This window comes from Flexivirga aerilata, assembly GCF_013002715.1.
Lineage (GTDB): Bacteria > Actinomycetota > Actinomycetes > Actinomycetales > Dermatophilaceae > Flexivirga > Flexivirga aerilata.
On record NZ_JABENB010000001.1, the window covers coordinates 769,148 to 781,600 of the forward strand.

General features: G+C 66.1%; 12 protein-coding genes. 3 read left to right on the plus strand and 9 right to left on the minus strand.

What is annotated here, in order from left to right; translation table 11 throughout:
- The first annotated feature begins 167 nt into the window (after window positions 1-167).
- Window positions 168-1,217: an NAD(P)-dependent alcohol dehydrogenase gene (locus HJ588_RS03625; protein WP_171152026.1), complete on the plus strand. Its 1,050-nt coding sequence runs from the start codon at window positions 168-170 to the stop codon at window positions 1,215-1,217.
- Window positions 1,218-1,320: 103 nt separating this feature from the next.
- On the opposite strand, the gene HJ588_RS03630 is transcribed toward HJ588_RS03625, so the two are convergent.
- Together HJ588_RS03630 and HJ588_RS03635 are read right to left on the minus strand one after the other, a co-directional pair.
- A complete protein-coding gene (locus HJ588_RS03630) occupies window positions 1,321-2,202 on the minus strand; it encodes an undecaprenyl-diphosphate phosphatase (protein ID WP_171152028.1) in 882 nt (293 codons plus the stop codon).
- Between the two features lie 55 nt (window positions 2,203-2,257).
- Window positions 2,258-3,061: a COG4705 family protein gene (locus tag HJ588_RS03635; RefSeq protein WP_212755270.1), complete on the minus strand. Its 804-nt coding sequence runs from the start codon at window positions 3,059-3,061 to the stop codon at window positions 2,258-2,260.
- 76 nt (window positions 3,062-3,137) lie between these two features.
- On the opposite strand from HJ588_RS03635, the gene HJ588_RS19245 reads away from it, so the two are divergent.
- Entirely contained in the window at window positions 3,138-4,592 is a 1,455-nt protein-coding gene (locus HJ588_RS19245) for an ATP-binding protein (protein ID WP_171152032.1), read from the plus strand.
- Here the strand turns inward: HJ588_RS19245 and HJ588_RS03645 are convergent.
- The 7 genes from HJ588_RS03645 to HJ588_RS03675 form a co-directional block, all read right to left on the minus strand.
- A complete protein-coding gene (locus tag HJ588_RS03645) occupies window positions 4,543-5,220 on the minus strand; it encodes a response regulator (RefSeq protein ID WP_171152034.1) in 678 nt (225 codons plus the stop codon). The two genes, HJ588_RS19245 and HJ588_RS03645, sit on opposite strands and share 50 nt — an antisense overlap.
- Before the next feature lie 136 nt (window positions 5,221-5,356).
- Window positions 5,357-5,707, minus strand: coding sequence for a hypothetical protein (locus HJ588_RS03650; RefSeq protein WP_171152036.1), 351 nt, complete (start codon window positions 5,705-5,707; stop codon window positions 5,357-5,359).
- A gap of 112 nt (window positions 5,708-5,819) precedes the next feature.
- A complete protein-coding gene (locus HJ588_RS03655; RefSeq protein WP_171152038.1) occupies window positions 5,820-6,476 on the minus strand; it encodes a GNAT family N-acetyltransferase in 657 nt (218 codons plus the stop codon).
- Window positions 6,477-6,610: 134 nt separating this feature from the next.
- Window positions 6,611-7,876 (minus strand): NADH:flavin oxidoreductase/NADH oxidase family protein, encoded by a 1,266-nt coding sequence (locus tag HJ588_RS03660; protein WP_171152040.1) that lies wholly within the window; start codon window positions 7,874-7,876, stop codon window positions 6,611-6,613.
- 444 nt (window positions 7,877-8,320) lie between these two features.
- Window positions 8,321-8,995, minus strand: a complete 675-nt coding sequence (lipB, locus tag HJ588_RS20120; protein ID WP_171152042.1) for a lipoyl(octanoyl) transferase LipB — start codon at window positions 8,993-8,995, stop codon at window positions 8,321-8,323.
- A gap of 155 nt (window positions 8,996-9,150) precedes the next feature.
- The gene (locus tag HJ588_RS03670; RefSeq protein WP_171152045.1) at window positions 9,151-10,452 is read right to left on the minus strand and encodes an amidase; all 1,302 of its coding nucleotides are present in this window, start codon (window positions 10,450-10,452) and stop codon (window positions 9,151-9,153) included.
- Entirely contained in the window at window positions 10,445-11,887 is a 1,443-nt protein-coding gene (locus HJ588_RS03675; RefSeq protein WP_212755272.1) for an MFS transporter, read from the minus strand. Before HJ588_RS03675 ends, HJ588_RS03670 begins: the two co-directional genes overlap by 8 nt.
- Window positions 11,888-11,956: 69 nt before the next feature.
- On the opposite strand from HJ588_RS03675, the gene HJ588_RS19710 reads away from it, so the two are divergent.
- Complete coding sequence (locus tag HJ588_RS19710; protein ID WP_171152047.1) at window positions 11,957-12,376, plus strand: winged helix DNA-binding protein; 420 nt, start codon at window positions 11,957-11,959, stop codon at window positions 12,374-12,376.
- Window positions 12,377-12,453: the final 77 nt, after the last annotated feature.

Below are 12,453 nucleotides of genomic sequence, written 5' to 3' on the forward strand. Positions count from 1 at the left end.
TGACAAGCGGGCCGGCACGTGACAAGTCGCCCCAGCGCGGACGAGTCACGCCGTGAGGAGCGTCACTCCCGTCATACAAAGGGGTGAAAGTCAGGGTGAATGTCGTTGGCTACCAACGCGATCGGCTGATTTCACCAACGCTCCCGCCAGGAGTATTGTCTTTGGTTATGCCAACCACAACACCCGCATTGTCCGTGCCTGCCGCTGGAAAGCCGTTCGGTGCGATCGAGCTGGAGCGCCGCGATCTGCGCGACGACGACGTGCGCATCGACATCAAGTGGGCGGGCATCTGCCACTCCGACATCCACACCATCCGCGAGGAGTGGGGCCTGACCCCGTTCCCGCTCACGCCGGGTCACGAGATCGCCGGCATCGTCACCGAGGTCGGCCCCGCCGTCACCCGCCACAAGGTCGGCGACCGCGTCGGCATCGGCTGCATGGTCGACTCGTGCGGCGAGTGCGAGCAGTGCAAGAACGGCAACGAGCAATACTGCGAGAAGGGCGCCGTCTTCACCTACGCCAGTGAGGGGTATGACGGCGAACTCACCCAGGGCGGCTACGCCCAGGCGATCGTCGCCTCCGAGCGGTTCGTGCTGTCGATCCCGGAGGGCATCGAGCTCGACGAGGCGGCCCCGCTGCTCTGCGCCGGCATCACCACCTACGCCCCGCTGAAGCGCTGGGGCGCCGACAAGGGCGCGAAGGTCGCGGTCGTCGGCATGGGCGGCCTCGGCCACCTGGGCGTGAAGATCGCCGCGGCGATGGGCGCCGAGGTCACCGTGCTCTCCCGCAGCACCGACAAGTCCGCCGACGCCAAGTCCTACGGCGCCGTCGACCACCTGTCGACCAAGGACGAGAAGACCTTCGACAAGCTCGCCGGCACCTTCGACCTGATCCTCAACACGGTGAGCGCCGACCTGCCGATGGAGGACTACCTGCGGCTGCTCAAGCCGTTCGGTGCGATGGTCAACGTCGGGCTGCCCACCAAGCCCTACTCGATCACGCCCGGGTCGCTCGTGCACGGCGACAAGGCGATTGCCGGCTCGCTGATCGGCGGCATCCCGGCCACCCAGGAGATGCTCGACTTCTGCGCGGAGCACGGCATCGGCGCGACCATCGAGCGGATCTCCGCCGACGAGGTCGACGACGCCTACGACAAGGTCGTGGCCGGGGACGTGCGCTACCGCTACGTCATCGACACCGCGACGATCGGCAAGTAGCCCCGGCATACGCCGATCTGGTCCGCACAAAGGGGACTTGTCACGTGTTCCAGCACGTGACAAGTCCCCTTTTCGTGGCACAAGTCCACCCGGCCACCGCCGGTCAGGCGAAGCGGATGATGCTCGCGATCCCCGCGATCAGGCAGTAGACGACGAACGGCCACAGCGTGTGCGTGCGCACGAAGCGGGTCAGGAACTTCGTCGCCACGAACGCCGCGACGAACGCCACGAGCATGCCGACGATCACCTGGCCGTGTATGCCGGAGGCCTCCGGCCCGGCGAGCTCCGGCATCTTCAGCACGCCCGCCGCGAGGATCACCGGCGTGGCGAGCATCAGCGCAAACTTGGTCGCCTTCTCGTGACTGAAGCCGCGCAGCAGCCCGGTCGAGATGGTCACACCGGACCGCGAGATGCCGGGCATCAGCGCGAGGATCTGCGAGCTGCCGATGATCAGCGCGTCGCTCCACGGCATCGTCGACAGGTTGCGTTCGTGGTCCGCGCGACGCCGGTATGACGCCTCGCTCGCCCGCGTCAGCAGCTCCGCGATGGCGAGCACGCCGCCGTTGACGGTCAGGAAGATCGCGGCGACCAACGGCGTCGAAAACGCTGTGCGCAAAGGCTTTTCGAAGATCAGGCCGACGATGCCGACCGGGATGGTCGCGACAATCAGCAGCAGCGCGTAGCGCGACCGCGCGGTGTGCAGGTCGCGGCGGCGCACGATGTCGAGCAGGCCCTGGACGACCCGCAGCCAGTCACGCCAGAAGCAGACGATCAGCGCGAGCGCGGTCGCCACGTGCAGCGCGACGATGAACGCCAGGAACGGCGTGTGCCCCGACTGTTGCTGCTGGGTGACCAGGTCCTTCCAGGACCCGCCGATCCAGGCCGGCACGAGGATCGAGTGGCCGAGGCTGGAGACCGGGAAGAGTTCGGTGACGCCCTGCAGGGCTCCGATGGTGACCGACTGGAGGTAGGAGAGATCGCTCATCGGGGCCCCCGCAAAGCACCGGAGCGACGAAGGAGCGGAGGACTTTGTGGGGTGATCATCGGGCGGTCACCTCCACGGAGGGCTCGAGCTGGTCGCGGGTCTGGGCGACATACACCCGCTGCGCGACGGCGATCAGCACGGCGAGGACGATGCCGAGGTCGAGGGTGACCGGGAAGTCACCGATGCCGAGCCCGTGCGGGCCGGACGTCGGCTTGGCGAAGCCGTCGGCGATCGATGCGCCGAGCGGCCGGGTCAGCACGTAGGCGAACCAGAACCAGAACACCTCGTGGCGCCCGGTGACCCGCCAGCCGATCGCGGGCACGGCGATCGCGACCGCGAAGAGCACCACCGACGGCCAGTAACCGAGCTTCAGGGTCGCGGCGGTGAGGTCACCGACCGCGGTGCCGAGCGCGAAGGTGCACATGACCGCGGCCCAGTAGAAGAGCTCGCGGCGGGTGGTGTTGATGTCGTGCATCGACAGCGTGCCCTCGGTGCGGTGCCAGAGCCAGAAGACGGCGGCGGTGGCCGCGGCATACAGGACGCTGGTGAGGGGGTAGCTGAAGCCGAGCACGACGTGCACGCCGTCGGCCAGCACGGTCCCGAAGACCGCGACCGCCGCCACGGCCGTCCAGTAGCGCACCGGCACGAAGCCGCGGGTGCGCAGCTGCCACAGCAGCGCCGCGACGAGCAGCAGACCGCCGACGGCGACCGCGAGCACGGGGCTCTGCTTGGCCAGCCCGTCGGAGGCGGCCTCGCCGAACGCGGTCGAGACGAGTTTGATGATCCAGAAGAGGGCGCCGACCGGAGCCACCCAGGAGGCGGCTGTCGCGAAGTCGGCGCGGGCAGGGTGATGTGACACAACCGGCATGCTGCCCGCACGTCGCTGAGCGGACGCTGAGACGCGAATCCGGTGCAAGAGCAGGCAGTATGGCGGGGTGCTTGCCTCCCTCGTGCGTCTCGCCCGCAGTCTGCGGGTGCGCATCGCCCTGGTCACCGCGCTCGCGGTGGTGGTGCCGCTCGTCATCGGGGTGTTCGTGCTGGCCACGCTTCTGCAGCATTCGTTGACCGGTTCGCTGGTGGGGCGGGTCAGCGACCAGGCGGCCGGGGTGGCCAATGCGGTGCAGCAGCAGGGGCCGACGGAGGCTGCGGTGAGCAACGTCGACCCGTCGCTACGGGCGGTGGTGCTCGACCGGACCGGCGCGGTGGTGGCGTCCTCGGCACCTGGCGACCAGGCACCGTTGTCCGCCGATCGTCCGCGGCCGAACACCAGTTCCGTTCGGGGAGAACGCCGTTGGTATCGGCCCGGTGACGTCGAGACACCGCTGATCGTCTCGCAGGGGGTGCGCTCGGGAGGGCGCGATTTCGTCATACAGGTGTCGTCGTCGCAGCAGGCGCAGCACGAGGCGATCAGCACCGACGTCAAGATCCTCCTGCTCGGCACGCCGGTGCTGACCGCGCTGGCGGCGCTGCTCGCCTGGTGGGTGTCAGGGCTGGCGCTCGGTCCGGTGCAGCGGATGCGGCGGGAGGTGGACGAGATCGAGGCGCGCAGCCTGGACACCCGGGTCGAGGTGCCGCCACAGCAGGACGAAATCGCCGCTCTCGCAACGACTTTGAACCGCATGCTTGACCGGCTCGAGCATGCGCACGGGGAGCAGCGGCGCTTCGTCGCCGACGCGAGTCACGAGCTGCGGTCGCCGTTGGCGACCTTGCAGGCGGCGGTCGAGCTCGCGACCGACGACGACGAGTGGCGGCAGGTGGCGCCGACCGTGCGCGACGAGATCGGCCGCATGACGGGCTTGGTCAATGACCTGCTGCTGCTGGCCCAGCTCGACGAGCGACCGGCGACCGGCGCCGAGGAGGTCGACCTCGACGACATCGCGCAAGCGGAAGTGCAACGGTGGCGCGGTGATTCGACCATCCGGGTGCGGTATGACGGGAGTCCCGCCCGCGGCCGGGGCCGGCAGCGCGCGGTCGAGCGCATCGCCCGCAACCTGGTCGACAACGCTGTGCGGCACGCCAGGTCGGAGGTGGTCGTGTCGACCACGACCGGCCGGGGCGGGGCCGCGGTGCTCACGGTCGACGACGACGGCCCGGGCATTCCGGTGGCGGATCGAGCGCGCGTCTTCGACCGCTTCGTGCGGTTGGACTCCTCGCGCAGCCGCGGCCAGGGCGGTTTCGGGCTGGGGCTGGCGATCGTGCGCGACCTGGCGCGCAGCTCGGGTGGTGACGTCACCGTTGCCGAATCTCCTTCGGGTGGAGCGAGATTCGAGGTGACGCTGCCCGGGCAGGTCAGCGATGCGGCGGGTGAGGGTCAGGCCGGCAGGGGTCTGGCCGGCAGGGTCAGGCCGGAGGGTCGTCGAGCCGGTAGCCGATGCCGCGCACGGTGCTGATCGTGTCGGTGCCGAAGGGCTTGTCGATCTTGCGCCGCAGGTAGCCGACGTAGACCTCGACGACGTTGTCGTCGCCGGTGAACGCGGGATCCCAGACGGCCTGCAGGATCTCACCCTTGCTGACCGTGCTGCCGGCGTGTTGCATGAGGAAGAGCAGCAGGCTGAATTCCCTTGGTGTCAGGTCGATCTCGGTCTCGCCGCGAAACACCTGGGTGGCTGCCGGGTCGAGCCGCAGGTCACCGACGGCCAGCACCGCTGGCCGCGCGACGGGGGTGCGGCGCATCACCGCGCGCAGCCGGGCGACCAGCACCGGGAAGCTGAACGGTTTGGTGAGGTAGTCGTCGGCGCCGAGGTCGAGCGCGTCCACCTGGTCGTACTCGCCGTCCTTGGCGGTCAGCATGACCACCGGCGTCCACACCTCACGCTCCCGCAGGCGTCGCACCACGTCATACCCGTGCATGCCGGGCAGCATGATGTCGAGCACGATCGCGTCGAACTGCTCCTCGGTCGCCTGCCACAGCCCGTCGACGCCGTTGTGCGCGACCTCGACCACGAACCCCGCCTTGGAGAGGCCGCGCCGGATCAGCTCAGCGAGTGGGACCTCGTCCTCCACCACCAGTACGCGCACGGGACAGGCTTATCACCCGCGCGGGCTCTGCGCTGCGCGAGTCAGCCCGCTGTGGTTGCCGGACAACCGGCGGGGCCGTCTCCGCGGTGCAGATCGCGGGCTATTCGACGCGCTGTGCACCGCGCCGGGGACTGGGTCAGGTCGGTTCTTGGAATTCACGACCGGTGTCGAAGTGCCGGTCGAGGTAACCATCGGTCGACAACTCGCTCCGTCGGATCAACGAGAACACCTCGGCCCCGTCACCCGCTGCGTCAGCCAGCTCGTACGACTGGCTGAAGCCCACATACTCCCCGTCAACGATCCTCGCGTATCCAACCGCGTCCGCCTCGGCTCGCGCGATCGCCGTGGCAGCATCGGCCGCCTGCCACAGGGTGATCCGTTCCTCGAAGTCACTCCCCCCAGGGCCGAGCGGCGCCGTCGTTGGCGGGCCGGTTTGCGACATCCGGATCACAGTGCGGACCGCGAACCAGCGAGCAGGGTCGTCCATGGGCTGTGGAGCTTACGGGGTCGAGGCATCACTCAGCGGGTCGCGAGCGCTGGGCGGATCGTGCGCCATACCGCACGATCCGTCCAGCGCTGATGCCGAAACTTTCCGTGCTCTATGCGGCGTCAGGTGAGCTGGGACTCCGCGTCAGCCCGAACTGTGGCGCCAGGGTCGTCCAGCCGGTGACGGCGTAGAGCGCCCGTCCGTCCTGCGACGCGTCGAGCACTGCGTGACGGACGCCGCAGTCGTATGCCGCAGTCAGAAGCGCGTCCATGATCGCTCGGCCGAACCCGCGACGCCGATGAGCGTTGGCGGTCCGAACGCGATCCGGCACACACCAGTCGCCGGCCAAACCCGTTCTGCCCGTTGCAATCACATCGCCGTCGCCCCGGACCTCGGCCGTGATCAGGGCACCCGTGCGCCGGACCCGCACTCGGTCGGTCACAGTGACCTGCGGCGCGGCGCGAAGCTCGCGTGTCATGAACCAGCCGACCGGGTTGTCCTCCCACTCGGTGCCGAAATGCGGCCTCCAGTCGTCATACCGCCCGGCGAATTTGAGGCAGGCGAGCGGTGTCCGGAGCCCGTCTGCGATGCCGCGGACATCATCGACGCTCCCGCGCACCGGCACATAGCGCTCGGACTCGTGCGCCTGCCCGGTCGCCACATGCCACCCGAACTCGACCCGGGTCGGCGACGGCGCCTCCCGTGAGACCGCCCATCCGGCAACGTATGCCGACACCGCCTCGCTGGTGCGCGGATCGATCCTCAGCATGCGGCCACCGTAGGACCCCACGGCGGGCCTGACAGCCGAATACCGCCTCCGCGGGGTGCTGATCGCTAGCGCTGGACGGATCGTGCGCCATACCGCACGATCCGTCCAGCGCGGATGCGGAAACTTTTCCCTGCTTATGCGGCGGTCGGGGCGTTTCGGCGGCTGAGCCAGGGGCCATACCGACGCAGCGCCTTGCGCTGCACTCGCTGATCGGCGAGGAACGCAGTCGCGGGTCGGGTTCCGAGGCGGGGTTCCCTGCCGGCGGCGACGCGGCGCATCTGGTGGCGCACGAGCGACATGCCGGCCAGCGATGCCAGCGCCTTGTTCGACCAGGTCACCGGGCGCAGCGTCCTGGTCACTTCTTGTCCCTGCTGCCAACGCTGCGGCAGATCCGGCGTCACCGCGAGCGCTGTGGCCATGCCGACGACCGCCACGTGGTGGTCGAGCACACGGCGGGCGGTGTCGAGCCGCGAGATGCCACCGGTCAGCATGAGCGGCAACGCACTGGTGCGAGCCAGGTCCGCGGCAAGGTCCAGGAAGTAGGCCTCGCGGGCGCTCGTGCGGTCGTCGGCGGGACGCCCCGACATCGCGGGGCTCTCGTAACTGCCGCCGGACAGCTCGACCAGGTCGACACCGAGCGGCTCGAGGAGCTCGATCACGGCGCGGGCGTCACCAGCATCGAATCCGCCGCGCTGGAAGTCGGCGGAGTTGAGCTTGACGGCGACACCGAAGTCCGGCCTCACCTCGGCCCGTATGCCGGCGACGATCTCCAACAGGATCCGAGCTCTGTTCTGCAGGGGCCCGCCCCACTCGTCGGTGCGGTTATTCACCAACGGCGAGAGAAACTGCGACAGCAGGTAGCCGTGTGCGGCGTGCACCTCCACACCGTCGAAGCCGGCCTCTTCGGCCCGGCGTGCGGTCGTCACGAACCGGGCGATCGTGTCGGTGATCTGATCCGCTGTCATCGCGGTGGGCCGAGCGAACCGCTTCGACAGCCGAGGACCGACGTCGACCGGGATGTCCGACGGGCCCCAGGTGACACCGGGCATGTGCACCTGCACCTGACGACCCGGGTGACTGATCTGCATCCACATCGACGCACCGCCGGATTTACCAGCTTCTGCCCACCGGCGGAATGGTTCGAGTGGTGCGCTCTCGTCGAGCACGACACCGCCCGGACCGGTGAGCGCGTCGGCGTGGACCATCACGTTGCCGGTGATGAGCATGCCGGCGCCGCCTGCGCCCCAACGGCGATAGAGCTCGATCAATTGCTCGTCGGGCAGCTGCCCGTCCCCCGCCATACCTTCCTCCATGGCGGCCTTGGCGATCCGGTTGCGCAGCCGCGTCCCCGATCGCAGCCGCAGTTCGGAGAAGACGTCGGTCGATGCGTCGACAGTCATAGGAGTAACCCCTTCGCAGGTGTCAACAGTGATTACTACAACCGTAGAAGCCAATGTAAGCGCTGTCAACATGAGCGTGGTGACGAGCGTCCGGGTCGTAGGAACATCGTGAAGCCGTCTCGGTGCGGTGCAGATCGCGGGCTATCCGGCGCGATGTGAACCGCGCCGGCATTGCGTGTACTACCTGCTTGCGGACGTCCTAAGGCAACGCGGCAAACGTCACGTAGACGTGGCCGAGGTAGCTGGCACCTTCACGTACCGCATCCTCGACGTATTGCCGGCCAGACTGCGCGCCCACTTACTCCGTCAGTGGGCGCGTCATAGAGCGGTCGCACGAACACACCCCGGCGTTCCGCATGTTGGTCCGCCGCCTGGGCGGCCTTTGCCCCTCCATCCGATTGCGATCCTCACGAGAATCCAGCCGGTTCATACCCAGCAGTAAAATCATATCGGTATTGGGCCCCGGGGGGAGGTAATGTGTTCGATGTCCACGGCTTGAAACACGTGGCTGATCCACCGCATCACCTCGGGAACTGACGGCGGTGAAACCCCACGGTCTTCGGCCATCTCTCGAAGGCTGGTCATCGTCTCTCCGGCCAGTCCACAGGGCGAGAATCGACGAAACTCTGCGAGGTCTGTTTCGACATTCAAGGCGAATCCGTGCCGACTCACACCGCGCTCTATTCGCATTCCTATAGAAGCAATCTTTCGATTTCGTTCCGTCCACACTCCGGACAGTTGTGGAGGAAGGCGGAGGTCCGTGTGCGCATGGGCGTCGAATCCGTGGCGTTGAAGTGCGGCAGCTACCGTGCGACATACCCCGCTGACGACATCAGCGGGCCTGTGCCGACTTACGTCAGCGACGAGGTACCCGATAATTTGACCAGGCCCATGGTAGGTAGCCGATCCACCACGATCTGTGGAAAGCACCGGCCGGCTCACAGTTGACGTCGGCAATGTTGTGGGGTCAACGCGTCGTCCGTGCGTGATCGTCGGCGGATGCGTGAGCAGGAACAGGCGATCAGGTTGATGACCGGCGCACCGCTCCGCGTGCCAGGACGCCATGCAGGACATTGCATGGCAATAAGGCGTCTCCCCGACTTGAAGCACGCGTACCATGTGGCTTAACTGTTACCTTTCGAAAGTGACTCTAGGCCGACGACATCCACCGCATCAAGAATTTCCGCAAGGTCGCTCACTATTTTTATCGCCTCTGCAACTGCCTTTCTATCCTCATCCGTCATCTGCGAATCCTGGAGACTCATAATTCCCTCCTACATTCCGCTGGGGCGTTTCTCGTGGTGCCCGGTTGCCTGCTGGAACGCATCAGCCACCCCGATAATGAGCGGCTCTGCCCAGTGCGGCCCGACGATTGACATGGACAGCGGCAATCCCGCTTCTGTGAACCCGATAGGCACGACGGCTACCGGGTGACCAGTGACGCTCCACGCCGTAGTGTGCATTGATCCCAAATAGGTTGACGGATCGAGTGGGTGCATATCGTCCAGACGCGGAGCACCTAAATGGCATGTTGGAGTAACAAGGAGGTCACATGTCTCGAATATCCGATCGACGGCCCTAGTCAACGTCGTCCGCAAACGCTGCGCGCGAAGGTATTGATGCGCCGCGAGTGATTGCGCCGCGCTGAAAACCCACCTGGCGCCCCTGCCGTATTCCGACCACCTGGATTCCAGAGTGTCGCGGTGAATTTCGTGAGCTTCCGCCAGCATGATGATGTTGCCCACGACGTTCAGAATTGCGTAGTTCGGCACTGACGTGGTTTCGACTGCTGTACCGAGTTGCCGCAGCGTTTGAAGAGCCTTGTCGAACACGTCTGGCTGTGCCGGGTCCACTCCGGCGTCGGCATGCTCAGTAAGGCGATCGACGCCAATGCGGAGACCACCGACTTCTTGCCCCAGCGCACCGATGAGGTCAGCCGGGCCTGTCTCGCTGCTGCTGTCCGTCACCATAACCTGCAGCACACGAGCGCACGTCTCGACGCTTCTGGCGATTGGGCCGAGGGTGTCGAGCGAAGGAGCAAGTGGATAGATGCCGTCTGTCGGAACCAAACCTGATGTTGGCTTGATTCCCGTAGCACCGGTGTAGGCGGCTGGGATGCGCAGGCTTCCGGTCGTGTCAGTGGCGAGAGCTGCGTCGAAGCAACCGGCGACAACTCCGCTGCCCGAACCGGAACTTGATCCGCCCGCCCAATGGTCCAGCGCCCAGGGGTTTCGGCTTATCGGTCCGGGACCGGTGCCATCTTGGACACCGAGGGCGTACTCCATCGTGGCGGTTTTCCCGACGACGGAGGCACCCGCTGCCTTAAGTCTCTTCAGGGCCTGCCCTTCCGGTTGCCCCTCTGGCCACTTGGCCAATGACACATTGCTCTGGGCCGTCGCCGGCCCCGAACTTTCAAAGACGACGTCTTTGACCCCCAGTGTCAATGGCGCGAGTAAACCCGACGGCTCGGCGCGGACTTGGTCGTAGAGCGGTCGCACGAACACACCCAGGTGTTCCGCATGTTTGTCCGCCGCTGCGCGCGCCTTGGCGAGGTTGTTGAAGGTAGTGCTAGTCATCGGTGTCCCCCTTACGGCTAAACGGACGCAGTTGGCGACGCATCCCGATCGACAGCCCGATCGCCATCGCTGCGCAGATGGCAACAGCCAGGAATGCGCGTGCGACTCCAACCGAGGCAGCGTCCGTTGGTGCATCGCCTCCATCGAGATGGTTGGCGGTGACGACGGCCATGACGGTCCCGATGACGGCGATTCCTAACGCCGCGCCCGTTTGGTTGAACGTGTTGAGAAGCCCGGACCCCACGCCTGAGTCTTCTGCTCGCACGTGCGAGGTTCCGACTCCGTACAGAGGAACGAAGCAGCTCGGCAGTCCAGCGCCAACCACTGCTAGAGCAATGATTGCGACAGGTGTCGACGAAATGTTACTGGCGAGGACTACTGACCCCACAAGCTGTGCGAAAGCGCCAAGTGTGTATACGCCAGCGGGACCAAGTCTGGCGATCAGCTTGGGAATCGTGAATGCTACGACAAGGGAAGCCAACCCCATGGGGAGGAGGGCGAGTCCGGTCTGCAGGGCAGACATTCCGTGCACTCGCTGGAAGTACAAACTCCCCAAATACGAGCCACTGATCATCACGGCCGCTGCAAGTAAGAGTCCCACACTGCTCAGAACGTACGTTGGTAGACGCAGGAGCTTAAGAGGGAGGAGAGGGTCTGAGCTGCCTAGCTCAAACGATGCGAGTGCACCCAGCAGTACCAAGGCCGCGACGATGCTGATCCAGGCGGCGGCCGTTCCAAAGCCGTCCTGCAGGCGGATCAGCCCATAAGACAGGCATGCCAAACCCAGGGTCGCGAGGATCGCGCTGGGTAGCCGCAGTGAACGCCGAATGTGCGACGACAGCGGTGACACGCTGCGCAATGTGCCAATCAGAGTTACGAGCGATATGGGCAGGTTGATGATGAACGCCCACCGCCAGCTGAACGCCGAAACAATGACGCCTCCCAGGACAACGCCGATAGTGGCGCCAAGAACGCCGAGGCTGCTCCAAGCAGTCAGTGCCACCTTGCGCTGGTTCGCGTCCTGATACGTCGAGATCACGATCGACAGCGCGGCTGCGGACAGCAGCGCGGCACCTAGCCCTTGCACGGCGCGCGCGCCGATCAGGGTCTGCTCATTCGTGGCGATCCCGCATCCAGCGGACGCGGCCGCGAAGACACACAGCCCGATAAGGAAGCCCCTCCTTCTGCCGATTACATCTGCCAGGCGCCCGCCGAAGAGCAACAGGCTCCCGTACACCAGCACATAGGCGCTGATCGCCCACTGCAACGCTGCGCTGTCTGCAGGCAGCTGATGACCGATCGATGGCAGGGCGACGTTCACCACGGTCGAATCAAGCATGACCATGAGCTGCGCGATGCCGACGAAGGACATCGGTGCCCACGAGGCTTTCGCGGCGACGGCCGTTGGGCTCGTCGCGGACTGGGTTTGACTCATGACGCTCCTTTCATGGTGGCTAAACACTACATGCGTGCGCACGCATATACAATGGGTTACAGTGACGCCGTGGGTGAGCGATTGGTGGAACAGTGGCTGGAGCTGGTCCGCACAGCCGAATCAACAAGCCATGCCGTCGAGCGGGGGCTGGCGACACGACATGGCCTGTGTATTGCTGCGTACGAGATTCTGCAAATGCTGGACACCATGGACGTGGCCGTGCGCTTGAACCACGTCGGCGCGCGCGTATCACGGAGTCAGTCCCGCGTCTCTCGACTGCTGGCGCAGATGGTCGATGAGGGATACGTCACTCGCGAGCAGTCGCCCGACGACGCACGATCAGCCAGGGTCCGCATCACCCCGAAGGGAACGCGCGAGTTCCGCGCGGCCACGCAGACAGTCCAAGCACTCCTGGAGAAGTCCTTGGAGGACACGCCGAAAGGCCTCCGCCTCCTGACGGATCCTGCCAGTCACGCGCGCTCGAGTTGATCGGGCTGCTGGACCACTCAGCGCGACACACCGACATGCGGAGTACGAAACACCCCGGGCCACTCGACGCGACCCAG

Coding starts and splice junctions, on each gene's coding strand:
- HJ588_RS03660 (WP_171152040.1), bottom strand. CDS start 7,876: ATGACTGTCGACGCATCGACCGACGTCTTCTCCGAACTGCGGCTGCGA.
- HJ588_RS03675 (WP_212755272.1), bottom strand. CDS start 11,887: ATGAGTCAAACCCAGTCCGCGACGAGCCCAACGGCCGTCGCCGCGAAA.
- HJ588_RS03670 (WP_171152045.1), bottom strand. CDS start 10,452: ATGACTAGCACTACCTTCAACAACCTCGCCAAGGCGCGCGCAGCGGCG.
- HJ588_RS03630 (WP_171152028.1), bottom strand. CDS start 2,202: ATGAGCGATCTCTCCTACCTCCAGTCGGTCACCATCGGAGCCCTGCAG.
- HJ588_RS03625 (WP_171152026.1), top strand. CDS start 168: ATGCCAACCACAACACCCGCATTGTCCGTGCCTGCCGCTGGAAAGCCG.
- lipB (WP_171152042.1), bottom strand. CDS start 8,995: ATGGTACGCGTGCTTCAAGTCGGGGAGACGCCTTATTGCCATGCAATG.
- HJ588_RS03655 (WP_171152038.1), bottom strand. CDS start 6,476: ATGCTGAGGATCGATCCGCGCACCAGCGAGGCGGTGTCGGCATACGTT.
- HJ588_RS03650 (WP_171152036.1), bottom strand. CDS start 5,707: ATGGACGACCCTGCTCGCTGGTTCGCGGTCCGCACTGTGATCCGGATG.